The sequence below is a fragment of the Pseudoxanthomonas sp. 68-E7 genome, from assembly GCF_057773145.1.
The window spans coordinates 50,381-71,493 of sequence record NZ_JBYMTI010000003.1 but is presented as its reverse complement, the minus strand read 5'-3'; the positions used below and the strand labels follow the sequence as shown (position 1 = coordinate 71,493).

Here is a 21,113-nt window from a genome sequence, read left to right as displayed (position 1 = left end):
GAGGGCCGGAACCCGGCCAGGGCGGGTCAAACATTGACCGAGATCATTGCAACTTGCCGCAACAGGGGGGTGAGGCTAACATTTAGAGGTTTTCCGCGGCCTCGTTGCGCGGTTGGCAGCATGATCGAAGTGCTTACGTCATTGCCGGGTATCCACGGCGCGCGGCTCCGGCTGCGACCGCCCCGGGCACTGACGGCCCGCCAGTTCGTGGCTTTGTTCGCCGCGCTGGCCGGGGCGATGTGGCTGGTGGCCCTGCTGGGCTGGCTGGCCGGCAACGCCTTCGCACCGGCCTTCGCACTGCTGCACAGCGCACTGGTGGCCGCGGCGTTGCGTTGGCTATGGCGCAGCGGCGAGCGGGGTGAGGACATCACCATCGGTCCGGAGGTCGTGGAAGTCACCCGCCCCCCCGAGACCGGCACGGTGTTCCGGGCGCATCCGTATTGGGTGCGGCTCCGTATCGAAGCGGATGGCGAAAGGATTTCGCTGGCTTCCAGTGGTCGCCAGGTCGAGGTGGGCAATTTCCTCGGTCCGGGCGAACGCCGGCAGTTGGCGGACAAGTTGCAGGATTTACTGGCGGCCGCGAGCGGTCGCAACCGATGACGCATTTGGGGTCTAGGCAATGACGCAAGTGAATGGGTATTGGAAGCGTTTGATGACGGTCTGCGCGCTGCTGGCTTCGCCGGTACTGGCGTGGGCGCAGCCGTCGGACCCGAAGCCGTGGCAGCTGAACATGGGCAAGGGCGTCACCGCCTCGTCCCAGCATGCCTACGACGCGCACATGGTGGCGCTGATCGTGTGCATCGTGATCGGCATCATCGTGTTCGGCGCGATGGCCTACGCGATGTTCAAGTTCCGCAAGTCCAAGGGTGCCGTGGCCGCGCAGTTCAGCCACAACACCACCGCGGAAATCATCTGGACCGTCATCCCGGTGCTGATCCTGGTGGTCATGGCCTGGCCGGCGACCGCCAAGCTGATCGCCATGTACGACACCCGCGACTCCGAGATGACCGTCAAGGTCACCGGTTACCAGTGGATGTGGAAGTACGAATACCTGGGCGAGGACGTGTCCCTCACCAGCCGCCTGGACCGCGAGTCCGACCGCATCCGCCAGAGCGGCGAGAAGCCGGACCTGGCCAAGAATCCGCACTACCTGCTGGACGTGGACAATGAACTCGTCCTGCCGGTCAACACCAAGATCCGTTTCGTGATCACCGCCGACGACGTCATCCACGCCTGGTGGGTGCCGGCGCTGGGCTGGAAGCAGGACGCGATCCCGGGCATCGTCAACGAGGCCTGGACCGACATCAAGGAACCGGGCGTGTACCGCGGCCAGTGCGCCGAGCTGTGCGGCAAGGACCACGGCTTCATGCCGATCGTCGTGCGCGCGGTGCCGAAGGAAGAGTTCCAGAAGTGGCTGGCTGCGAAGAAGCCGGCTCCGGCCCCCGCTCCGGCCCCGGCGGCTCCCGCCGCGCCGGCGGAAGCCGCGCCCGCCGATGGCCAGGCCGCTCCGGCCCCGGCCACCGACGCCGCCCCCACCAGCGAGCAGGCTGCGCCCCCGGCGCAGGCCTGATCGTCCGCTTAGCTGCAAGAGATCACGAACATGGCCCATACCGCCGTCGATCACCACGACGATCACCACGGTCACCAGCAGAGCTTCATCGAGCGTTGGTTCTTCTCGACCAACCACAAGGACATCGGCACGCTCTACCTGGTTTTCAGCTTCATCATGTTCATCATCGGCGCGGGTATGTCGGTGATCATCCGTGCCGAGCTGATGACCCCGGGCCTGCAGTTCGTCAAGCCCGAGTTCTTCAACCAGATGACCACCGTGCACGCGCTGGTCATGATCTTCGGCGGCGTGATGCCGGCCTTCGTCGGCCTGGCCAACTGGATGATTCCGCTGCAGATCGGCGCGCCTGACATGGCGCTTCCGCGCATGAACAACTGGTCCTTCTGGATCATGCCGTTCGCCTTCAGCCTGCTGCTGCTGACCCTGTTCCTGCCGGGCGGCGCGCCGGCCGGTGGCTGGACCCTGTATCCGCCGCTGTCGCTGCAGGGCGGCGCCAACGTGGCCTTCAGCATCTTCGCCATCCACATGATGGGCGTGAGCTCGATCATGGGCGCGATCAACATCATCGCGACCGTGCTGAACATGCGCGCCCCGGGCATCGACCTGCTGAAGATGCCGATCTTCTGCTGGACCTGGCTGATCACCGCGTTCCTGCTGATCGCGGTGATGCCGGTGCTGGCCGGCGCGGTCACCATGCTGCTGACCGACAAGTTCTTCGGCACCAGCTTCTTCAACGCCGCCGGCGGCGGCGACCCGGTGATGTACCAGCACATCTTCTGGTTCTTCGGTCACCCCGAGGTCTACATCATGATCCTGCCGGCGTTCGGCGTGGTGTCGGAAATCATCCCGACCTTCAGCCGCAAGCCGCTGTTCGGCTACCAGGCCATGGTGTACGCGACTGCCTCGATCGCCTTCCTGTCGTTCATCGTGTGGGCGCACCACATGTTCACGGTGGGCATGCCGCTGGGTGGCGAAATCTACTTCATGTTCGCGACCATGCTGATCGCCATTCCGACCGGCGTGAAGGTGTTCAACTGGGTCAGCACGATGTGGAAGGGCTCGTTGACGTTCGAGACCCCGATGCTGTGGGCGGTGGGCTTCGTCATCCTGTTCACCATCGGCGGCTTCTCCGGCCTGATGCTGGCCATCGTGCCGGCGGACTTCCAGTACCACGACACCTATTTCGTGGTGGCGCACTTCCACTACGTGCTGGTGACCGGCGCGCTGTTCTCCATCATCGCTGCCACCTATTACTGGTGGCCGAAGTGGACCGGCCGCATGTACAACGAGACGGCCGGCAAGTTCCACTTCTGGTGGACGGTGATCTTCGTCAACCTGCTGTTCTTCCCGCAGCACTTCCTGGGCCTGGCCGGCATGCCGCGCCGCATCCCGGACTACAACCCGGTGTTCGCGGACTGGAACCTGGTCAGCTCGATCGGCGCGTTCGGCATGTTCCTGACGCCCTTCATGATGGCCATCATCCTGTGGAGCTCGCTGCGCAACGGCGCCAAGGCCGAAGCACGGGCCTGGGAAAACGCCCGTGGCCTGGAGTGGACCGTGCCCTCGCCGGCGCCGCACCACACCTTCAGCACCCCGCCGGTCATCAAGGATGGTGATCTGGCGCACGGCGACGTGACCCACTGAGCCGGGTGACGGGTGGCTGAGTCCATGAACGCTCCGATGCTCTCGCCGGAAGAAGCCGCGCGCCGCCGCAAGGCGGTGCTGCGCACGGCGTGGATCGTGGGTGGCCTGGCCTTCGCCATCTTCGTGCTGTTCATCCTGCGCGCGGTGTTGAGCGCATGAGCGGCAAGGCGTCCAATTCGGCGGGCCTGCTCAAGCTGGTGGGCGTGGCGCTGGGCGTGTTCGTGCTGACGTTCTCGCTGGTGCCGCTGTACCGCATCGCCTGCGAGAAGGTGTTCGGCGTGCGCCTGGAGAAGGGACCGGGCCAGGCGCAGGTCGCCGAAGTCAAGGCCAAGCGCACCGTCACCGTGCAGTTCGACGGCGGCGTGAACTCCAAGCTGCCGTGGGCGTTCCATCCCGAACAGCTGACCATGCAGGTGGTGCCGGGCGAGCTGTACGAGGCCAAGTACTTCGCGCGCAACGATGGCCAGCGGCCAATCGTCGGCAGCGCGGTGCCATCGGTGGCCCCGGCGCGCGCCTCGGGCTATTTCACCAAGACCGAATGCTTCTGCTTCACCGCCCAGACCCTGCAGGCCGGTGAAGTCCGCGACATGCCGGTGCGTTTCATCGTCGATCCCAACCTGCCGACCGACGTGAAGACGATCACCCTGTCGTATACCTTCTACAAGAACGATGCCATGACCGCGCAACTGGGCGCGGCCAACGCGTCCAATTCGCCGCACGCGGCACCCTGATCGAGCCTTAGGAACCGGAAGACACGCCATGGCACAAGCTCACTCGCCAGACGCCAACATCTACTTCGTGCCACACAGCAGCAAGTGGCCGTTCGTGGGCTCCATCTCCATGTTCGTCACCATGTTCGGCGTGGCCAGCTGGCTCAACGACGCCGCATGGGGCAAGTGGACCTTCTTCGCCGGCGTGTTCCTGCTCTGCGCGACCCTGTTCATGTGGTTCGGCGACGTGATCCGCGAGTCGGTCAGCGGCAACTACAACAAGCAGGTGGACGTGTCCTTCCGCATGGGCATGGTCTGGTTCATCTTCTCCGAAGTGATGTTCTTCGCGGCGTTCTTCGGCGCGCTGTTCTACGCCCGCCAGTTCGCGCTGCCGTGGCTGGGCGGCGAAGGCGACGGCGTGATGACCAACGCGCTGCTGTGGGACGGCTTCTCCTCGGCCTGGCCGAGCGCCGGCCCGGGCCAGGTCGGTGGCCAGTTCCAGACCATCCCGGCCTGGGGCCTGCCGCTGCTCAACACCCTGATCCTGCTGACCTCGGGCGTGACCATCACCATCGCCCACCATGCGCTGAAGGCGGGCCACCGCAAGCAGCTGCTGGTATTCCTGGGCCTGACCGTCCTGCTGGGCTGCGTGTTCCTGTTCTTCCAGGCGGAGGAATACATCCACGCCTACAAGGAACTGAACCTGACCCTGGGTTCGGGCATCTACGGCTCCACCTTCTTCATGCTGACCGGCTTCCACGGCGCCCACGTGACCCTGGGCACGATCATGCTGGCGATCATCTGGCTGCGCTGCGCGCGCGGCCACTTCAGCAAGGACGACCACTTCGGTTTCGAAGCCGTGGCCTGGTACTGGCACTTCGTCGACGTGGTGTGGCTGGGCCTGTTCCTGTTCGTGTACGTGCTGTAAGGACGGGATTGGAGATTCGGGATTCGGGATTCGTTCCCGGTTCCCGATACAGAAAAGGCGACGGTCAGCCCGTCGCCTTTTTTCATCTGGGGGATTCGAAGCGCTTTTCCGAATCCCCAATCACAAATCCCGAATCCCGGCGCAACGCGCCATCACGCCCCCACCCCATGCGGCTTGATCCAGCCCATGTAGATGGCGAGGATGACCAGCAGGATGAGCGCCACCGACAGGCCGATGCGGCGGGTCAGGGCGTTGACGGTGCGCTTGCTCTGGCCCTTGTCCACCAGCAGGTAGTACAGGCCTGCGCCAAGGTTCCAGATGATCAGGAGCAGGAACGCGATGATCAGCAGGGTTTTCAAAGAATCATTCATGGGAGCCTCGAAAGGCGTGCAGCGGGCATGAACACATTATTGCAGCCGATGGGGAATCGCGCGTGAGCCGGCGCCGGATGCCGCTGGCGGTCGGCTGGACCCTGGCGCTGATCGTGATCGCCCTGTTCTGCGGCCTGGGCACCTGGCAACTGGGGCGGGCCCAACAGAAGGAAGCCATGCTGGCCGCGTCCGGGAAGATTCTCAGCGAACGCCGTCCGGTGCCGCTCGATCAGGCCGCCCGGCCCGGACTCAAGGACGACTACGCCTGGACCGCCGCTCGCGGCCGCTTCCCGCCGGGTCCGGCGGTGCTGCTGGACAACCAGAACCATGACGGACGCGCGGGCATCCGCGCCTACCGGGTGTTCCAGGCCGAGGGCGCGCCGCCATTGCTGGTCGAACTGGGCTGGCTGCCGTTGCCCGGCGATCGGAAACTGCCGGTGATCGTCCTGCCCGAGGGCGAGCAGGATCTGAGCGGCCTGCTCGCGCCGCCGCCCGCCGGGGGCCTGGTCAAGGCGGTGAGCGCGCCCCAGCCCGGCGGCGACCGGCTGGTGACCGGGCTGGACATGCCCGCGCTGGCGCGCGAGCTGGGCCTGCCGGCGCTGGCGCCACGCGTGTTCCGTCCGGATCCCGCGTTGCCGCTGGGCTATGCGCGCGATCTCGACATCCTGCCCAATACCCTGCCGCCGGAACGCCACCTGGGCTACGCGGTGCAATGGTTCGGGCTGGCGCTGGCGGTGTTCATCACCGCGCTGGTGGTCAGCCGCCGCGGTCGCCGCCGCCGGCAGGAGCGCTGAGCCGCCGCGCATGAGAAAATAACCGGATGACTTCGATGCCCCCCGATGCCGGCCGCGCCCGCGGCCGCTGGATGCTGGTCGCGCTGTTCGCCCTGTTCTTCGGCACCGTGTTCGGCGCCGGCGTGTTGCGTTTCGCCGGCTGGCAGCCGACTGGCCACAAGAACAACGGCGAGATGCTGCAACGGCCGTCCGATGCCCGCCTGATCGTGCCGCGCCTGGCCGATGGCCAACCCTACGCCTGGCAACCGGGCGAGCGGATCTGGCGCATCGCGGTGGCGCCGCCGGCCGATTGCGCCGCCGAATGCGTGAAGCTGGCGCAGGACCTGGACAAGGTCTGGCGCCTGTTCGGGCACAACGCCGACAAGGTGGAGATTCTCTGGATCGGGCCGTTGCCGGCGGGCGCGCCGGCGACCGAGGCGCGCCGGGAGCTGCAGGCCACGCCGGAACTGCTGGCGGCGCTGCCGCGCCTGCAGGATCCGAAGGGCGTGCCCGTCTATGTCATCGATCCCCATGGTTTCGTGATCCTGCGCTATCCGCCCGGCTTCGATGCCGGCGGCCTGTACAAGGACGTCGCGAAGCTGCTGAAACTGATCTGAGGGTGCGTCCGAGATGAATGCCGTCGCCCGGCCCGTGCTGTATCGCCATTTCCATCGCATCGCCTGGCTGGCCGTTGGCCTGGCCCTGTGCGTCATCGTGTTCGGCGCCTTCGTGCGCCTGTCCAATGCCGGCCTGAGCTGCCCGGACTGGCCGACCTGCTATGGCCGGGCCAGTTGGCCGCAGAGCACCCATGAAGTGGCGGATCACGCCGCCAGCGCGATCCGTCCGTTCGAGACGCACAAGGCCTGGCGCGAGCAGGTGCACCGGCACATCGCCGCGACCCTGGGCATGCTGGTGCTAATCCTGTCGCTGCTGGCCGCGCGCCGTCGCCGCTTCGGCATCGCCACCATCCTGCTGGCATCCGCCTTCGTGGCCACCGCGATCCCGCTGTACATGCATGGCGAGCACGTGGCCGCGTCGGCGCTGGCGATCACCGGCGAGGCGATCCTGCTGTTCGCCGCGTTGCGCTGGTCCAACCTGGACCTGGCGCGGGTCAGCGCGCTGACCCTGGCGGTGATCATCTTCCAGGCGCTGCTGGGCATGTGGACGGTGACCTGGCTGCTCAAGCCGATCGTCGTGATGGGGCATCTGCTGGGCGGCCTGACCACGTTCTCGCTGCTGGTCTGGATGGCCTGGCGCGCGACCGATCAGCCGATCACGCTGGGCGACGCGCGGTCGCTGCGCCACTGGGTGATCGGCGGCCTGATCCTGCTGGGCATCCAGATCGCCCTGGGCGGCTGGGTCAGCGCGAACTACGCGGCGGTGGCCTGCGGGCTGGACTTCCCCAAGTGCGTGGGACGCTGGTGGCCGCCGGCCGACTTCAGCGAAGGCTTCGTGCTGTGGCGCGGCATCGGCGTGGACTATGAAGGCGGCGTGCTCGATGGCGCCTCGCGCATCGCCATCCAGATGACCCACCGGATCATGGCGGTCATCGTCGCGCTGTACGTGCTGGGCCTGGGCGTGCGGCTGTTCCGTACCCCGGGCATGCGCGGCTGGGCCACCTTGCTGGTGCTGCTGGTCATCGCGCAGTTCACCCTCGGCATCCTCAACGTCAAGTTGAACCTGCCGCTGCACGTCGCGGTCGCGCACAATGCCGGCGCGGTGCTGCTGCTGTTCACCCTGGTCTCGCTGATCGCGCGCCTGCGCAAGCCCGAATGAGCATTGCATTTCGCCAGTACTGGGACCTGACCAAGCCGCGCGTGGTCGCGCTGATCGTGTTCACCGCGATCGTCGGCATGTTCCTGGCCATCGACGGCCTGCCCGATCTGGATCAGCTGCGCCGTGGCGCGCTGGGCTTCCTCGGCATCTGGCTGGCGGCGTCCAGCGCGGCGGCGATCAACCAGCTGCTCGACACCCGCATCGACGCCAAGATGGCGCGCACGTCCTGGCGTCCGCTGGTGGTGGGGCAGGTCAAGCCCTGGCAGGCGCTGGTGTTCGCGCTGTGCCTGGCGGCGCTGTCGATGGCGATCCTGGTGCTGTGGGTCAACGTCATCACCGCGATCCTGACCTTCGCCTCGCTGATCGGTTATGCGGTGATCTACACCGTGTTCCTCAAGCGGGCGACGCCGCAGAACATCGTCATCGGCGGCATCGCCGGTGCCGCGCCGCCGCTGCTGGGCTGGGCGACCATGACCGGCATGCGCGGCGAATGGGACTGGGCCCACGCGCTGCTGCTGGTGCTGATCATCTTCGTGTGGACGCCGCCGCATTTCTGGGCGCTGGCCATCTTCCGCCGCGAGGACTACGCGCGGGCGCTGGTGCCGATGTTGCCGGTCACCCACGGCGTCACCTACACGCGCTGGCAGATCCTGTTCTACACGGTGCTGCTGGTGGAGGTGACCGTGCTGCCGGTGGTGTTCGGCATGAGCGGCCTGTTCTACCTGGGCGGCGCGCTGGTGCTGGGCCTGGTGTTCCTCTGGTATGCCTGGCGCCTGCTGGACCCGCCGGACGAGTTCTTCGCCATGCGGATGTTCAACTACTCCATCGTCTACCTGATGGCGTTGTTCGCGTTCCTGCTGGTCGACCACTGGCTGTAGCCCGGTATGCGACCGGTACGATGAAGAAAGGCCCGCGCGAGCGGGCCTTTCCGTTTCCGGTATCCACGCTGGCGGCGGGATCACTCCAGCAGATGGCGTTGCCAGAACAGCATCGAGGCGGCACTGAAGTAGTCGCTGTTGGATTTCTTCTGGAAGCCGTGGCCCTCGTCGGAGAACTCCAGGTACCAGACCGGCTGGCCGTTGCCACGCACGGCCTTCACGATCTGCTCGGCCTCGGTGTAGGGCACGCGCGGGTCATTGCGGCCCTGGGCGACGAACAGCGGCGAGGTGATCCGGTTGGCATGGTTGAGCGGCGAGATCTTCTCGAAGTGCTCGGCCATGGCGGGATCACGCTCGTCGCCGTATTCGGCGCGGCGCAGATCGCGCCGGTAGCTTTCGGTGTTCTTCAGGAAGGTGCCGAAATGGGAGATGCCGACCACGTCGATGCCGGCGCGGATGCGATCGCTGTAGTGCATCAGCGAGGCCAGCACCATGTAGCCACCGTAGCTGCCGCCATAGACGCCGACCCGCCTGGCATCCAGCTCCGGCTGCTGGCCGATCCAGTCCAGCAGCGCGCCGATGTCCTTGACCGAATCCTCGCGCTTGAAGCCGTTGTCCAGCTGCACGTAGGTCTTGCCGTAGCCGGTGGAGCCGCGCACGTTGGGCACCAGCACGGCGATGCCCATTTCATTGACCAGGTACTGGATGCCGGCATTGAAGGTCGGCAGCGACTGGCCTTCCGGACCGCCGTGGATGTTGATCAGCACCGGATACCGGCCGCTCTTCGCCGGCTTGGCCGGCTTGTAGAAGAAGGCCGGGATGGTGCGCGGCTTGCCGTCCACCGCGTCGAAGGTCGGATAGCGCACCAGCGTGGGCGCGACGAAGCCGCCGGCGTCCAGGCCGCCGACTTCGCTGCGGGTCCAGCGCGACAGCTTCGTCGCCGCCAGATCGATCACGTAGACGTCGCTGGGCGAGGTGGCGGTGTTGAGGCTCAGCGCGAGCTTGCCGCCATCCGGCGAAAAGCCCATGCCGCCGACGATGCCGATGGGCAGTTCCGGCAGCGCGACCGGCTTGAAGGACGGCCAGGCGAACACACGCAGGCGATCGATGCCGTCCTCGTTGCTCACGTAGGCGACGTGGCGGCCGTCGTCGGAAACCTCCAGCTGATCCACGTCCCAGGGAATATCCGCGCTGACGACCTTGAACTCGCCGGTGGCGGGGTTGTGGTAGCGCAGGGTGCGGAATTCCTGCGGCTTGCCTTCCAGGTTCTCGTCGCTGACGTAGAACACGCTCTGGCCGTCGCCCGCGTAGCGGAAACCGCCGATCGCGGCCTTGCCGCCTTCCACCGGGAAGCGGGTGAGCTTGCCGCTGGCCAGATCCACCTTGCCCGGATGCGATTCGTTGACCGAGACGTACTGGCTGACCAGCAGGGTCTTGCCGTCCGGCGAGAAATCCATCGCCCCCCATTGGCCGCCTTCGGTGACCACCGTGCGCGCCTTGCGGGTGGCGAGATCCATCACCCACACGTCGGTGTCCTTGCCGTTGCGGGCGGTGCTGCTCCACGCCAGCTGCTTGCCGTCATGCGAGAACAGTGGCCCCTGGTTGCGTGCCTTGCCGTCGGTGAGCAGGGTGGTTTCGCGGGTGGCCAGGTCGAACCAGTACAGCTGCCAGAACTCGTTGCCGCCCACGTCCTTGCCGAACACGAAGCCGTCGCGCCCGGACTTCGCCGGCGCGGTGCCGATGCTGTTGATCGGCTCGGGATAGAAGGTCAGCTGTTCGCGCATGCCCATGGGTTCGCAGACGCGATGGGCCTGGTTGGTTTCGGCGAAGCGGGTGGCGATCAGTACGCAGCCTTCCGGGGTCCAGCCCGCAAAACCGGCGCCGCGCGTGTTCTGGTAGCGGTTGAGGCGTTCGGCCAGTTCGGCGGGAATCGCCGGCACGTACTCGGTGGTGCGATTGCCGACCTGTTCGCGTGCGGGCGCCTGGGTGGAGACGGCGGTGGTCTGGGCCAGCGCCGGAAGTGCAAGCAGGGCCAGGACCAAAGGCAGGCATCGGCCAGGATGACGGGTCATGCGAAGGTTTCCCCGGGTGAAAAAACCGAGGTTACCCATGTTCCGCGGTCCGCGGCCAGTGTCGCGGCGATGACGCCGAAGCGGGAACGATGGATGACGTGCCACCGCTCCCGCGGTGATCACGGCGTCCGCAGTTTCTGCTCGACCACCGGCGCGAGCGATTTAAGGCCGGCCTGGCGACCCAGCTCCATCGCCTTGTCGCTGCTGGCGCCTTCTTCCTGTTTCGCCATCAGCGCCAGCAGTGCGCCGACCCGGTTGCCGGAGGCGCAATGCAGCAGCACATTGTCGCCGCCGTCCTGCAGCAGCTTCTTCAGTGCGGTGGCATTGGCTGCGGTGAGATCGTCGGCGCCGGCGATGGGCAGGCGCTCGTAGCGCATGCCGTGCTGCCGGGCGACGGCAGCCTCATCGAAGCCGCGATCCTCGCCGGGTGCGCGCAGGTCGATGACGGTGCGCACGCCCTGCTTCGAGAAATCAGCCAGTTGTTCCGCGGTGGGCTGGCCGCCGGTATGCAGGCCCGGACGCGGCTGGGTGAAATCGCCGGCCTGGACCTGCAGCGCCAGCAGCAACAGCGCGCCGGCGAGCAGATGACGGAACGATGCGACGGTATGGCGGGATCCACGTTTCATGGGAGTCTCCTCGTTCAGCGGGCCACGCGCGCCTGCAGCAGGGCGCGCAATTCGTATTTGTCGGCTTCGTCCAGGCCGATGTTGCGCTGTTTCACCTGAAGTTCGTCGATACGTTGCTGCAACAGCTGTTTTTCCATCTGGTGCGCGGCATCGAGCAATTCGGCATGCCAGGTCGCATCGTCGCCGGGCAGCTCCTGCATCGCGAGCTTCTGCAGCGCGGCCAGTTCCTCGCGCTCGGCGAAATGTTCCAGCAGCGCGCCGGTGGTGATGTCCGGACGCGCATGCACGATGTCCAGCAGCTCCAGCAGCAGTTCGATGCCGGGCTGGCGCAGGCCGGCGAAGGCGTGCGGCGGCTCCAGCGCCAGCGCCAGCGCGGGCTTGTGCAGCAGGCGCACGATCGCGCTGCGCACCAGGCTCGGCTTGTGGCCACCTGCGGGGCGATGCGATGCGGCGACGCCTGGCCGGACTGCCGGGGCCGGCGGCGCAGTGGCGGCGCCAACGCCGGTGATTTCGCCCAGTCGTTGCCGCATCAGGTCGCCGAACGCGCCGTCCGGAATCTGCGCCAGCAAGGGTCGTGCGCGTTCGGCCAGCCGCGCCTTGCCGTCCAGGGTGGACAGGCGGATGTCCTTGCCCAGTTCCTGGAAGAAGAACTCCGACAGCGGCATCGCCTGCTGCAGGCGCGCGTCGAACGCGGCCGCGCCTTCCTGGCGCACGATGGTGTCCGGATCCTCGCCGTCCGGCAGGAACAGGAAGAACGCCTGGCGTCCATCCTTCATCCGCGGCAGCACCGATTCCAGCGCACGCCAGGCGGCGCGCTGTCCGGCGGCATCGCCGTCGAAGCAGAAGTAGACATCCGGCGCGTTGCGGAACAGCAGTTCGGCATGGTCCGGCGTGGTCGCGGTGCCGAGCGTGGCGACCGCTTCCTTGACCCCGAACTGGAACAGCGAAACCACGTCCATGTAGCCCTCGACCACGATCAGCCGGGCGATCTTCTGGTTGGCCTGGCGTACCTGCCACAGGCCGTAGAGTTCGCGGCCCTTGTGGAACAGCGCGGTCTCGGGCGAGTTGAGGTACTTGGGGCCGTCGTCCTTCTGCAGCACGCGGCCGCCGAAGGCGATGACCCGGCCACGCCGGTCGTAGATCGGGAACATCACCCGATCCCGGAACTTGTCGTAGGTGTGGCCGCGATCGTTCTTGGAGAACAGGCCGGCGCGATCCAGCAGCTTCATCCGGCGTTCGTCGGTGCCGAGCGCGTCCTTGAGCCCGGAGAAACCATCCGGCGCGTAGCCGATGGCGAACTGCGCGCGGGTGGCCGCGTCCACGCCGCGTCCGTCCAGGTAGGCGCGTGCTTTCTCGCTGCCTTCCAACTGGCGCTGGAAGAAGCGCGCGGTCGCTTCCAGCGCGCCAAACAGATCGCGGGTGTCGTTGCTCTGGTTGCGCTGCTGCGTCTCGCGCGGCACTTCCATGCCGTTGCGCCGGGCCAGTTCCTCGACCGCGTCGAGGAACTCCAGGCGGTCGTAGTTCATCAGGAACGACAACGCGGTACCGTGCGCGCCGCAACCGAAGCAGTGGTAGAACTGCTTGGTCGGGGAGACCGTGAACGACGGCGAGCGCTCGTCATGGAACGGGCAGCAGGCCGAGTACTCCTTGCCCTGCCGCTTCAGCGGCACGCGCGCGCTGATCACCTCGACGATATCCGTCCGGGCGAGCAGTTCGTCGATGAAGGCGTCGGGGATGCGGGCCATGGACTGCGTAGTATTCCACGCCCGGCAGGCGGCGTCAGGAAGCGCCGGGAGGTGCCTGGCTCCGGCGGGCGATCAGCCGTTCGTCGATCAGCGCGGTCAGCAGGGCGCCCACCAGGAACACCACCGTGGCGTAGTACATCCAGACCAGCAGGATGACCAGCGTCCCCATCGAGCCGTAGGCGCTGCCCGGCGCCGCCTGGGCGATGTACAGGCCGATGGCCCAGCGGCCGGCGATGAACAGCACCGCCGTCAGCGCGCCGCCCAGGAAGGCGCGGGGCCATGCCACCCGCCGATCCGGCAGGTAGTGGTAGAGCAGTGCGAACGCGAACACGTACAGCACCAGTGAGGCCAGATCACCGAGCGCGGGCAGCAGCGAGGGGACCCGTGCGAACAGCACCTGCAGCGCGGTGTTCAGGGTCATCGACACCAGCAGCAGGAAACCCAGCGCGAGCACCACGCCGAACGAGAAGATGCGCTTGCGCAGCCACGCCCACGGACCCTCCAGGCGTTGGGCGTCGGTGCGGAAGATCAGGTTCAGCGCCTGCTGCAGCTGGCCGAACACGGCGGTGGCGCCGATGAACAGCAGCACCGTGCTCCAGCCACCGGCCAGCGAACCGACGCTGGGACGGTTGCGCGCGTTGCGCAGGACCGTGGTGGCGATGTCGGCGGCGTCGCGGCCGGCCAGATCGCCGATCTGCCGCAGCAGCGCCTCCTGCGCGCTGGGGTACAGCGCGGTGGTCAGCCACAGCAGCAATACCAGCAACGGGGCCAGCGACAGCAGGGCGTAGAACGCCAGCGACGCGGCCTGCGCCATCACGTCGATTTCGATGAACCGCCGGACCAGCGCGACCGGCAGGCTGGCGTGGAAACGCTTCAGGAAACGCAGCAGCTGATCGCGCAGGCCCCGCATCGGATTCGGCGCTTGTCCGGACACGGGGCCAGCATGACAGGCGCATGTCGTCGCGCCGTGAGCGCGTCGTCGTCGGCGATCACTCCGCCGGCATCGCGGCCAGCCGCCGCAGGGCATCCCCGCTGACCCGCTGCACCGTCCACTCGTCCTGGCCCAGCGCGCCGAGCGAGCGGTAGAAACGGATCGCGGGCTCGTTCCAGTCCAGCACCGACCATTCGAAGCGGCCGTAGCCGCGTTCCACCGCCCGGCTTGCCAGATCGATCATCAGCCGCTTGCCCACGCCCAGCCCGCGGAACCGGGGCCGCACGAACAGATCCTCCAGGTAGAGGCCGGGCAGGCCGACGAAGGTGGAGAAGCTGGTGAAGAACAGGGCGAAGCCGGCGGGCTCGCCCTCGACCTCGGCGATGATCACCTCGGCGGCCGGACGCGGACCGAACAGGTGTTCGGCCAGTTGCACCTCGGTGGCGACCGCTTCATGGGCCAGCCGCTCGTATTCGGCCAGTTCACGGATGAAGGCGAGGATGTGCGGCAGGTCGTCGCGGACGGCCGCGCGCAGGAGGATCGTCGGGGACATCGTGGAGCGGAACCGATTCCGCCAGGCAGGGGAGGAAGGCTCAAGCATACCGGCGAAGACGGCGCGGCTCGCGTCGCGCCACCTTCCGGCCGGCCAGCGGGCTCAGCCCGCGAACTTCTTCTTCACCAGCGCCGAGACCTGGCCCATGTCGGCCTGGCCGGCCAGGCGCGGCTTCAGCACGCCCATCAGCTTGCCCATGTCGGCCGGGCCGCTGGCGCCGGTCTCGGCGATGGCGGCGTCGATGGCGGCCAGGATTTCGGCCTCGCCCAGCTTGGCCGGCAGGTAGCGCTCGATGACGAGGATCTCGGCGCGCTCGACCGCGGCCAGGTCCTCGCGGCCGGCGGCCTCGTACTGGTTCACCGAGTCCTTGCGCTGCTTGACCATCTTCTCCAGCACGGCGAGCACCGCGGCGTCGTCCAGTTCGACGCGCTCGTCCACTTCACGCTGCTTGATCGCGGCGTTGACCAGGCGGATGACGCCCAGGGTGTCCTTGTCGCCGCCCTTCATGGCGGCCTTCATGTCGTCGGTGAGCTGTTGCTTCAGGGGCATGGTGTTCTCCGGGGCCTGCCAGCGGCAGGGAAAAAAAGGGATACGGATTCCAGAAACGCAAAAAGCCGGCCACGCTCGCGCGTGCCGGCTTCTGGCGAAACGCCGTCGCTCAGTACAGGCGCTGGCGCTTGGTCACGTCGCGCGAAGAGCGACGCAGCTGGCGCTTCACCGCAGCAGCGGCCTTGCGCTTGCGTTCCTGGGTCGGCTTCTCGTAGAACTCGCGCTTGCGGGTTTCAGCCAGCACGCCGGCCTTTTCGCAGGTGCGCTTGAAGCGACGGAGCGCAAACTCAAACGGCTCGTTTTCGCGGACTTTGACGCTGGGCATACGTAATCTCGGTGATGGAAACGACCCGGGCAGACCGGGTGAGCCGCGCATTATAGCGATGGCGGGCGGAAAAGTGCAACATAGCGCCCATGAAGGTTCTTGGCATCGAAACCAGCTGCGACGAGACCGGCGTGGCGGTCTACGACACCGCCCGGGCCGGCGCGGACGGCCTGCTGGCCCATGCGGTCTACAGCCAGATCGCGCTCCACGCCGAATATGGCGGGGTGGTGCCGGAGCTGGCCAGCCGCGACCACGTCCGCAAGCTGCTGCCGCTGATCCGCCAGACCCTGGCCGAGGCCGGCCTGGACACCCGCGATCTGGACGGCGTCGCCTATACCGCCGGGCCCGGCCTGGTGGGGGCGCTGCTGGTGGGCGCCGGGGTGGCGCGCGCGCTGGCCTGGGCGCTGGATCTGCCGGCGGTGGCGGTGCACCACATGGAAGGCCACCTGCTGGCCCCGCTGATCGAGCACGACCCGCCGGAGCCGCCGTTCGTGGCCCTGCTGGTCTCCGGCGGGCATACCCAACTGGTGGCGGTGGACGCCATCGGCAGCTACCGGCTGCTGGGCGAGACCTTGGACGACGCCGCCGGCGAAGCCTTCGACAAGACCGCCAAGCTGATGGGATTGCCGTATCCGGGCGGCCCGCAGCTGGCCCGGCTGGCAGAGTCCGGCACGCCCGGCCGGTTCAGGTTCGCCCGGCCGATGACCGACCGGCCCGGCCTGGATTTCAGCTTCTCCGGCCTCAAGACCCAGGTGCTGCTGGCCTGGCGCGACAGCGATCAGCAGCCGCAGACCAAGGCCGACATCGCGCGCGGTTTCGAGGACGCGGTGGTCGAAACCCTGGCCATCAAGTGCGGCCGCGCGCTGGATGAAGCCGGTTGCGACACCCTGATCGTGGCTGGCGGCGTGGGCGCCAACAAGCGCCTGCGCGCGCGCCTGCAGGAGATGGCCGCGCGACGCGGCGGCCGTGTGTGCTTCCCGCGCCTGGATCTGTGCACCGACAACGGCGCGATGATCGCCTTCGCCGGCGCGCTGCGGCTGGAAGCCGGGCAGCACGAGAGCGCCGAAGTGAAGGTGACGCCGCGCTGGGACATGGCGACGCTGGCACCGGTGGCGCGCAATCCGGTATCGGCCGGCGCCCAATAACGCGGCACAGGGTAGGTTCCGTCGCGGGCGGGTACCATGCCCGCGTATCCACTTCGATTGTTGTTGCACATGGACAAGGTTTTCATCGAGGGCCTGCGGACCGACGCCGTGATCGGCGTCTACGACTGGGAACGCAGCATCCGCCAGGACCTGCGCCTGGATCTGGAACTGGCGTTCGACAACCGCAAGCCGGCGGCCAGCGACGATGTCGCCGACACGCTCGACTACGATGCGATCAGCCGGCGCCTCACCGCGTTCGTGCAGGCGTCCGAATTCGGTCTGGTCGAAACACTCGCCGAGCGCTGCGCCGCGCTGCTGATCGAGGAGTTCGGCGTGACCTGGCTGCGCCTGCGCCTGACCAAGCCCGGCGCGGTCGCCAATGCCGCCGGAGTGGGCGTGATCATCGAGCGCGGCACGGCGGATCCGGCATGAACCAGCGACTGGAACAACTGCGCGCGTGGCTGGAGCCCTATCCCTGGGCCTACACCACGCTGGTCATCTGCGCGCTGCTGCTGGCGGCGTGGCTGGCCAACTGGGTGACCAAGCGCGTGCTGCTGCGTGGACTGCGGCGGATGCTCAACTCGCTGCCGCTGGGCGAACCGCACGAGGTGCGCCTGCGGGTGATTCCCAGGCTGGCCAACGTCATCCCGGCGATCGTGCTGTCGGCCGGCGTGGTGGCCGTGCCGGATCTGCCGGAACACGTGGTCACCATCGTCCGCAACGTCTGCACTGCCTTCATCATCCTGACCCTGGCGCTGGCGTTCTCCGGCGCGATGGACCTGGTCAACCAGATCTACCAGCGCCGCGCCGACGCGCACAACAAGCCGATCAAGGGCTACCTGCAGCTGCTGAAGATCGTGGTGTTCACGATCGCGGGGGTGCTGATGGTGGCGACCCTGATCGATCGCTCGCCGTTGATCCTGCTGTCCGGGCTGGGCGCGATGATGGCGGTGCTGATCCTGGTGTTCCAGGACACCATCCTGTCGCTGGTCGCCAGCCTGCAGATCAGCTCCAACGACATGGTCCGGGTGGGTGACTGGATCGAGATGCCCCAGCTCAACGCCGATGGCGACGTGATCGACATCGCCCTGCACACGGTGAAGGTGCAGAACTGGGACAAGACCATCACCAACATCCCGACCAAGAAGCTGATCAACGATTCGTTCAAGAACTGGCGCGGCATGAGCGAGGCCGGCGGGCGCCGGATCAAGCGTTCGCTGTACCTGGACCAGCACAGCGTGCGCTTCCTCACCGACGAAGAACTCGGCCGCATGCACGGCTTCACCGTGCTGGATCGCTACCTCAATGAGAAGGGCCGGGAAATTTCCGCCTGGAACAGCGATCTGGAAGCGCGCGGCATCCATCCGGTGAACGCGCGCCGGGTGACCAACCTGGGCACGTTCCGGGCCTATGTCGAGAACTACCTGCGCAACCACCCCGGCATCCACCAGGACATGACCCTGCTGGTACGCCAGCAGCAACCCGGTTCCACCGGCCTGCCGCTGGAGATCTACTGCTTCACCCGCGACATCCGATGGGGCGTGTACGAGAACATCCAGTCGGACATCTTCGACCACCTGCTGGCGATCCTGCCGGAGTTCGGCCTGCGGGTGTTCCAGGAATCCTCCGACGCGGGCATCACCGCCGCGTTGATGGCGACCGCCGCGCTGAAGCGCGCCGAGGATGGCGCGGCGCCATCCGCATGAGTCCGCATCGCTACCTGTTGATCCTCGGCAGTGGCGCAGATGGAGAGGCGCAACTGGCACGCGCGCGCGCCGCGCTGGCGGGCGAAGGGCGGATCCTGGCGTCGTCGCCGGTGGTGACCGGCGCCAGCGTGGTGTCGGGAGACCCGCACCGCTACGCCAACCAGGCGGTGCTGCTGGAAACCGCGCTGGCGCGGACCGCATTCAATGCGCGCCTGAAGGCCCTGGAAACCGAGCTGGGACGACGTCCGGGCGATGCCGCCTGCGCCATCGACCTGGATCTGGTGCGCGAGTACGCCATCGACGGTGAAATGCGCTGGGAAAACCCGGCCAAGCTCGAACATCCGCTGTTCGAGAAGCTTGCGGCGCAGGTCGCGCCGGTCAGATGAACAGCGAACGGCCGCCGTCGATGGCGACCACCTGTCCGGTAATGTAACCGTTGCCGCCCAACAGCCAGCGCACCGCCGAGACGATGTCGTCCGGCGCGCCCTGCCGCTTCAACGCGGTGCGCGCATGCACCAGCTCCAGCGTTTCAGCCTTGACCGGATTCTCCGACCACAGCACGTTGCCCGGCGCCACCGCGTTCACCCGCACTTCCGGCCCCAGTTCACGCGCCAGTGATTTGGTCATCATCACCAGCGCGGCCTTGGCCATGCAGTAGACGGTGTGTCCGCCCAGCGGGCGCTCGGCATAGATGTCCGCGATGCTGACGATCGCGCCGTGGCTGGCTTTCAGGTGTGGTGCCGCTGCCTGCGACAGGAAGAACGGCGCGCGCGCATTGGAAGCGAACAGCTCGTCCCACTGCTGCGGCGTGGCCTGGCCGATCGGAGTGGCGTAGTAGGCGGACGCGTTGTTGACCAGCGCATCCAGCCGGCCGAAATGGCCGACCGCGCGCGCGACCAGCTCCGGCAGCCGATCGAATTCGGCCAGATCCGCATGCAGGGTCAGCACGCTGCCCGGCCGCGCGGCGTCCAGTTCGCTGGCCAATGCCTGCATGGCTTCGCCGGAATGGCGGTAATGCAGGGCCAGGTCGTAGCCGTCGGCATGCAGACCGCGCGCGATGGCCGCGCCCACCCGTTTGGCGCTGCCGGTGATCAGGGCGACTTTGCGTTGCGTGTCCATGCCGGGCTCCGGGGCGAATCGTCTGCCGGCATTGTGCCGCGTCCGTGCGGAACGCGCGCGTACAATGCCGTTCCATCCCGCTGCACCGCCTTCCAGGAACCGCCATGCGCAGTGAACTGCCTCTTCCCGATGCCGACGCGCTGGCGCACAGCCAGCGCCTGGCCGCGCTGCTGCGCGAGGAAATCCGCGCCAACGGCGGCTTCCTGCCGTTCTCGCGCTTCATGGAACGCTGCCTCTATGCGCCCGGCCTGGGTTACTACAGCGCCGGCAGCGCCAAGTTCGGCGAAGCCGGTGATTTCGTCACCGCGCCCGAACTCGGCCCGCTGTTCGCCGCCTGCGTCGCCAGCGCGGTCGCCCCGGTGCTGCAGGAACTGGGGCCGGAGGCCGAGTTCCTCGAACTGGGCGGCGGCAGTGGTGCCTTCGCCGAAGTGATGCTCAAGCGATTGCTGGAACTGGACGCGCTGCCGGCGCGCTACGCCATCCTCGAACCCAGCGCCGACCTGCGCGAGCGCCAGCGCGAGCGGCTGGCGCAACGCCTGATTCCTCCGGTGTTCGCGCTGGTCGAATGGCTGGATGGGCCGCCGGGTGAAAGCTGGAACGGCGTGCTGTTCGCCAACGAGGTAATCGACGCGCTGCCGACGCCGCGTTTCACCCTGCGCGATGGCGAGGTGTTCGAGGAATACGTGGCGCTGGACGAGGCGGACCGGTTCGTGCGCACCGATCGGCCGTCCGACGCGCTGCTGGCGGCGGCGGTCCGCCACGTGGAGCGCTACCTGGAGCAGCCGTTTCCCGATGGCTACCGCTCCGAGCTGCTGCCGCAGCTGCCGTACTGGATCCAGGCGGTGATGGGCGGCCTGCGTTCCGGCGCGATGCTGTTCGTCGACTACGGCTATCCGCGCCGCGAGTACTACCTGCCGGATCGCGACGAGGGCACGCTGCGCGCGTTCTATCGCCAGCAGGTGCATGCCGATCCCTACCTGTGGCCGGGCTTGCAGGATCTGACCGCCTCGGTGGACTTCACCGCGCTGGCCGAGGCCGGCACCCAGGCCGGTTTCGAACTGGCCGGCTACAGCGACCAGGCCAGCTTCCTGCTCGGCAACGGCCTGCCCGAACGCCTGCAGGAGATTGAGGAAAGGGCCGACGAGGCCGCCAAACTGCGTTTCCGCAACGAGGTGAAGAAATTGACCCTGCCCAGCGAGATGGGCGAGCGGTTCCAGGTGATGGGATTCGCGCGCGACGTCGAGTTCGGGCCGGCCTTCCTCGCCAACGACCTGACCTGGCGCCTGTGAGATGACCCTGCTGAAACCGTTGCGCCACCCCCGACTCTGGTTGTGCCTGTGGCTGCTGGCCATCGCGACGGTGGTGGCGCTGTCGCTGGGGCCGCCGCCGCCGTTCCCGGACATGCCCTCGGGGACCGACAAGCTGGAGCATGGCCTGGCCTACTTCCTGCTGGCGGCCGGAGCAGTGCAATTGTTCCGCAGCCGCGGCGGCTGGATGGTCGCCGGGCTTGCGCTGGTGCTGGTGGGCATCGGCGTCGAGTTCGCCCAGGGCGCCTACACCACCGATCGCATGCGCGATCCGTTCGACGCCATCGCCAATACCGTCGGCGTGCTGCTGGGACTGTCCACCGCGCTGACACCGATGCGGGATCTGTTGCTGCGGCTGGAGCGGCGGGTGCGCAAGCCGGCTTGA

The 21,113-nt window shown here is 67.4% G+C and carries 25 protein-coding genes; 16 read left to right on the top strand and 9 right to left on the bottom strand.

Features of this window, described 5'->3' with window-relative positions; translation table 11 throughout:
- The first annotated feature begins 120 nt into the window (after window positions 1-120).
- From AC3DE2_RS08455 to AC3DE2_RS08430, 6 genes are read left to right on the top strand one after another with little or no spacing between them, the layout of a single operon-like run.
- Window positions 121-600, top strand: coding sequence for a DUF2244 domain-containing protein (locus AC3DE2_RS08455; RefSeq protein WP_295378919.1), 480 nt, complete (start codon window positions 121-123; stop codon window positions 598-600).
- A 19-nt stretch (window positions 601-619) separates the two neighbouring features.
- The gene (coxB, locus tag AC3DE2_RS08450) at window positions 620-1,570 is read left to right on the top strand and encodes a cytochrome c oxidase subunit II (protein ID WP_488425827.1); all 951 of its coding nucleotides are present in this window, start codon (window positions 620-622) and stop codon (window positions 1,568-1,570) included.
- 30 nt (window positions 1,571-1,600) lie between these two features.
- The gene (gene ctaD, locus AC3DE2_RS08445) at window positions 1,601-3,214 is read left to right on the top strand and encodes a cytochrome c oxidase subunit I (RefSeq protein WP_295378922.1); all 1,614 of its coding nucleotides are present in this window, start codon (window positions 1,601-1,603) and stop codon (window positions 3,212-3,214) included.
- A 24-nt stretch (window positions 3,215-3,238) separates the two neighbouring features.
- Window positions 3,239-3,373, top strand: coding sequence for a hypothetical protein (locus AC3DE2_RS08440; protein ID WP_287754893.1), 135 nt, complete (start codon window positions 3,239-3,241; stop codon window positions 3,371-3,373).
- Window positions 3,370-3,945 (top strand): cytochrome c oxidase assembly protein, encoded by a 576-nt coding sequence (locus AC3DE2_RS08435; RefSeq protein ID WP_295378926.1) that lies wholly within the window; start codon window positions 3,370-3,372, stop codon window positions 3,943-3,945. Before AC3DE2_RS08440 ends, AC3DE2_RS08435 begins: the two co-directional genes overlap by 4 nt.
- Window positions 3,946-3,973: 28 nt before the next feature.
- Window positions 3,974-4,852 carry a cytochrome c oxidase subunit 3 gene (locus AC3DE2_RS08430; protein ID WP_295378929.1) on the top strand — a complete coding sequence of 293 codons (879 nt, stop codon included), beginning with the start codon at window positions 3,974-3,976 and terminating at the stop codon, window positions 4,850-4,852.
- 152 nt (window positions 4,853-5,004) lie between these two features.
- On the opposite strand, the gene AC3DE2_RS08425 is transcribed toward AC3DE2_RS08430, so the two are convergent.
- A complete protein-coding gene (locus AC3DE2_RS08425) occupies window positions 5,005-5,223 on the bottom strand; it encodes a twin transmembrane helix small protein (protein ID WP_295378932.1) in 219 nt (72 codons plus the stop codon).
- Between the two features lie 77 nt (window positions 5,224-5,300).
- Between AC3DE2_RS08425 and AC3DE2_RS08420 the strand changes: the two genes are divergently transcribed.
- From AC3DE2_RS08420 to cyoE, 4 genes are read left to right on the top strand one after another with little or no spacing between them, the layout of a single operon-like run.
- Complete coding sequence (locus tag AC3DE2_RS08420) at window positions 5,301-6,017, top strand: SURF1 family protein (RefSeq protein WP_295379022.1); 717 nt, start codon at window positions 5,301-5,303, stop codon at window positions 6,015-6,017.
- A 26-nt stretch (window positions 6,018-6,043) separates the two neighbouring features.
- Window positions 6,044-6,613, top strand: a complete 570-nt coding sequence (locus AC3DE2_RS08415) for a hypothetical protein (protein ID WP_488425826.1) — start codon at window positions 6,044-6,046, stop codon at window positions 6,611-6,613.
- Between the two features lie 13 nt (window positions 6,614-6,626).
- The gene (locus AC3DE2_RS08410) at window positions 6,627-7,772 is read left to right on the top strand and encodes a COX15/CtaA family protein (RefSeq protein ID WP_488425825.1); all 1,146 of its coding nucleotides are present in this window, start codon (window positions 6,627-6,629) and stop codon (window positions 7,770-7,772) included.
- The gene (gene cyoE / locus AC3DE2_RS08405; RefSeq protein ID WP_295378940.1) at window positions 7,769-8,650 is read left to right on the top strand and encodes a heme o synthase; all 882 of its coding nucleotides are present in this window, start codon (window positions 7,769-7,771) and stop codon (window positions 8,648-8,650) included. Before AC3DE2_RS08410 ends, cyoE begins: the two co-directional genes overlap by 4 nt.
- Window positions 8,651-8,730: 80 nt before the next feature.
- Here cyoE and AC3DE2_RS08400 read toward each other — a convergent pair whose 3' ends face one another.
- From AC3DE2_RS08400 to rpsU, 7 genes are all read right to left on the bottom strand, one after another.
- A complete protein-coding gene (locus AC3DE2_RS08400; protein ID WP_488425824.1) occupies window positions 8,731-10,722 on the bottom strand; it encodes a S9 family peptidase in 1,992 nt (663 codons plus the stop codon).
- A 119-nt stretch (window positions 10,723-10,841) separates the two neighbouring features.
- The gene (locus tag AC3DE2_RS08395; RefSeq protein WP_488425822.1) at window positions 10,842-11,348 is read right to left on the bottom strand and encodes a protein tyrosine phosphatase family protein; all 507 of its coding nucleotides are present in this window, start codon (window positions 11,346-11,348) and stop codon (window positions 10,842-10,844) included.
- A gap of 14 nt (window positions 11,349-11,362) precedes the next feature.
- The gene (gene dnaG, locus AC3DE2_RS08390; RefSeq protein ID WP_488425820.1) at window positions 11,363-13,093 is read right to left on the bottom strand and encodes a DNA primase; all 1,731 of its coding nucleotides are present in this window, start codon (window positions 13,091-13,093) and stop codon (window positions 11,363-11,365) included.
- 34 nt (window positions 13,094-13,127) lie between these two features.
- Window positions 13,128-14,003 (bottom strand): YihY/virulence factor BrkB family protein, encoded by an 876-nt coding sequence (locus tag AC3DE2_RS08385; RefSeq protein WP_488426139.1) that lies wholly within the window; start codon window positions 14,001-14,003, stop codon window positions 13,128-13,130.
- Between the two features lie 79 nt (window positions 14,004-14,082).
- Entirely contained in the window at window positions 14,083-14,577 is a 495-nt protein-coding gene (locus tag AC3DE2_RS08380; RefSeq protein ID WP_295378949.1) for a GNAT family N-acetyltransferase, read from the bottom strand.
- Window positions 14,578-14,679: 102 nt separating this feature from the next.
- The gene (locus AC3DE2_RS08375) at window positions 14,680-15,126 is read right to left on the bottom strand and encodes a GatB/YqeY domain-containing protein (protein WP_295378952.1); all 447 of its coding nucleotides are present in this window, start codon (window positions 15,124-15,126) and stop codon (window positions 14,680-14,682) included.
- Window positions 15,127-15,235: 109 nt separating this feature from the next.
- Window positions 15,236-15,451, bottom strand: coding sequence for a 30S ribosomal protein S21 (gene rpsU / locus AC3DE2_RS08370; protein WP_002808376.1), 216 nt, complete (start codon window positions 15,449-15,451; stop codon window positions 15,236-15,238).
- An 89-nt stretch (window positions 15,452-15,540) separates the two neighbouring features.
- On the opposite strand from rpsU, the gene tsaD reads away from it, so the two are divergent.
- From tsaD to AC3DE2_RS08350, 4 genes are all read left to right on the top strand, one after another.
- Window positions 15,541-16,596 carry a tRNA (adenosine(37)-N6)-threonylcarbamoyltransferase complex transferase subunit TsaD gene (tsaD, locus tag AC3DE2_RS08365; protein WP_488425819.1) on the top strand — a complete coding sequence of 352 codons (1,056 nt, stop codon included), beginning with the start codon at window positions 15,541-15,543 and terminating at the stop codon, window positions 16,594-16,596.
- Window positions 16,597-16,665: 69 nt separating this feature from the next.
- The gene (gene folB, locus AC3DE2_RS08360) at window positions 16,666-17,028 is read left to right on the top strand and encodes a dihydroneopterin aldolase (RefSeq protein ID WP_295378955.1); all 363 of its coding nucleotides are present in this window, start codon (window positions 16,666-16,668) and stop codon (window positions 17,026-17,028) included.
- Window positions 17,025-18,302: a mechanosensitive ion channel family protein gene (locus AC3DE2_RS08355; protein WP_295378956.1), complete on the top strand. Its 1,278-nt coding sequence runs from the start codon at window positions 17,025-17,027 to the stop codon at window positions 18,300-18,302. Before folB ends, AC3DE2_RS08355 begins: the two co-directional genes overlap by 4 nt.
- Window positions 18,299-18,688, top strand: coding sequence for a 2-amino-4-hydroxy-6-hydroxymethyldihydropteridine diphosphokinase (locus AC3DE2_RS08350; RefSeq protein ID WP_488425818.1), 390 nt, complete (start codon window positions 18,299-18,301; stop codon window positions 18,686-18,688). The genes AC3DE2_RS08355 and AC3DE2_RS08350 overlap by 4 nt, the downstream gene beginning before the upstream one ends.
- Here AC3DE2_RS08350 and AC3DE2_RS08345 read toward each other — a convergent pair.
- Window positions 18,681-19,421: a pteridine reductase gene (locus AC3DE2_RS08345; RefSeq protein WP_295378961.1), complete on the bottom strand. Its 741-nt coding sequence runs from the start codon at window positions 19,419-19,421 to the stop codon at window positions 18,681-18,683. The genes AC3DE2_RS08350 and AC3DE2_RS08345 overlap by 8 nt on opposite strands.
- A 104-nt stretch (window positions 19,422-19,525) precedes the next feature.
- On the opposite strand from AC3DE2_RS08345, the gene AC3DE2_RS08340 reads away from it, so the two are divergent.
- Together AC3DE2_RS08340 and AC3DE2_RS08335 are read left to right on the top strand one after the other, a co-directional pair.
- A complete protein-coding gene (locus AC3DE2_RS08340; RefSeq protein WP_488425817.1) occupies window positions 19,526-20,710 on the top strand; it encodes a class I SAM-dependent methyltransferase in 1,185 nt (394 codons plus the stop codon).
- Window position 20,711: 1 nt separating this feature from the next.
- On the top strand, window positions 20,712-21,113 hold the full coding sequence (locus AC3DE2_RS08335; RefSeq protein ID WP_488425816.1) for a VanZ family protein: 402 nt from the start codon (window positions 20,712-20,714) through the stop codon (window positions 21,111-21,113).

Bases quoted from the DNA above. Each gene is read 5' to 3' on its own strand.
- AC3DE2_RS08415 (WP_488425826.1), top strand. From the start codon at position 6,044: ATGACTTCGATGCCCCCCGATGCCGGCCGCGCCCGCGGCCGCTGGATG.
- AC3DE2_RS08395 (WP_488425822.1), bottom strand. From the start codon at position 11,348: ATGAAACGTGGATCCCGCCATACCGTCGCATCGTTCCGTCATCTGCTC.
- AC3DE2_RS08335 (WP_488425816.1), top strand. From the start codon at position 20,712: ATGACCCTGCTGAAACCGTTGCGCCACCCCCGACTCTGGTTGTGCCTG.
- AC3DE2_RS08410 (WP_488425825.1), top strand. From the start codon at position 6,627: ATGAATGCCGTCGCCCGGCCCGTGCTGTATCGCCATTTCCATCGCATC.
- tsaD (WP_488425819.1), top strand. From the start codon at position 15,541: ATGAAGGTTCTTGGCATCGAAACCAGCTGCGACGAGACCGGCGTGGCG.
- AC3DE2_RS08340 (WP_488425817.1), top strand. From the start codon at position 19,526: ATGCGCAGTGAACTGCCTCTTCCCGATGCCGACGCGCTGGCGCACAGC.
- AC3DE2_RS08455 (WP_295378919.1), top strand. From the start codon at position 121: ATGATCGAAGTGCTTACGTCATTGCCGGGTATCCACGGCGCGCGGCTC.
- AC3DE2_RS08420 (WP_295379022.1), top strand. From the start codon at position 5,301: ATGCCGCTGGCGGTCGGCTGGACCCTGGCGCTGATCGTGATCGCCCTG.
- AC3DE2_RS08350 (WP_488425818.1), top strand. From the start codon at position 18,299: ATGAGTCCGCATCGCTACCTGTTGATCCTCGGCAGTGGCGCAGATGGA.
- folB (WP_295378955.1), top strand. From the start codon at position 16,666: ATGGACAAGGTTTTCATCGAGGGCCTGCGGACCGACGCCGTGATCGGC.
- cyoE (WP_295378940.1), top strand. From the start codon at position 7,769: ATGAGCATTGCATTTCGCCAGTACTGGGACCTGACCAAGCCGCGCGTG.
- coxB (WP_488425827.1), top strand. From the start codon at position 620: ATGACGCAAGTGAATGGGTATTGGAAGCGTTTGATGACGGTCTGCGCG.
- AC3DE2_RS08400 (WP_488425824.1), bottom strand. From the start codon at position 10,722: ATGACCCGTCATCCTGGCCGATGCCTGCCTTTGGTCCTGGCCCTGCTT.
- dnaG (WP_488425820.1), bottom strand. From the start codon at position 13,093: ATGGCCCGCATCCCCGACGCCTTCATCGACGAACTGCTCGCCCGGACG.
- rpsU (WP_002808376.1), bottom strand. From the start codon at position 15,451: ATGCCCAGCGTCAAAGTCCGCGAAAACGAGCCGTTTGAGTTTGCGCTC.
- AC3DE2_RS08425 (WP_295378932.1), bottom strand. From the start codon at position 5,223: ATGAATGATTCTTTGAAAACCCTGCTGATCATCGCGTTCCTGCTCCTG.
- AC3DE2_RS08355 (WP_295378956.1), top strand. From the start codon at position 17,025: ATGAACCAGCGACTGGAACAACTGCGCGCGTGGCTGGAGCCCTATCCC.
- AC3DE2_RS08385 (WP_488426139.1), bottom strand. From the start codon at position 14,003: ATGCGGGGCCTGCGCGATCAGCTGCTGCGTTTCCTGAAGCGTTTCCAC.
- AC3DE2_RS08435 (WP_295378926.1), top strand. From the start codon at position 3,370: ATGAGCGGCAAGGCGTCCAATTCGGCGGGCCTGCTCAAGCTGGTGGGC.
- AC3DE2_RS08440 (WP_287754893.1), top strand. From the start codon at position 3,239: ATGAACGCTCCGATGCTCTCGCCGGAAGAAGCCGCGCGCCGCCGCAAG.
- AC3DE2_RS08345 (WP_295378961.1), bottom strand. From the start codon at position 19,421: ATGGACACGCAACGCAAAGTCGCCCTGATCACCGGCAGCGCCAAACGG.
- AC3DE2_RS08430 (WP_295378929.1), top strand. From the start codon at position 3,974: ATGGCACAAGCTCACTCGCCAGACGCCAACATCTACTTCGTGCCACAC.
- ctaD (WP_295378922.1), top strand. From the start codon at position 1,601: ATGGCCCATACCGCCGTCGATCACCACGACGATCACCACGGTCACCAG.
- AC3DE2_RS08380 (WP_295378949.1), bottom strand. From the start codon at position 14,577: ATGTCCCCGACGATCCTCCTGCGCGCGGCCGTCCGCGACGACCTGCCG.
- AC3DE2_RS08375 (WP_295378952.1), bottom strand. From the start codon at position 15,126: ATGCCCCTGAAGCAACAGCTCACCGACGACATGAAGGCCGCCATGAAG.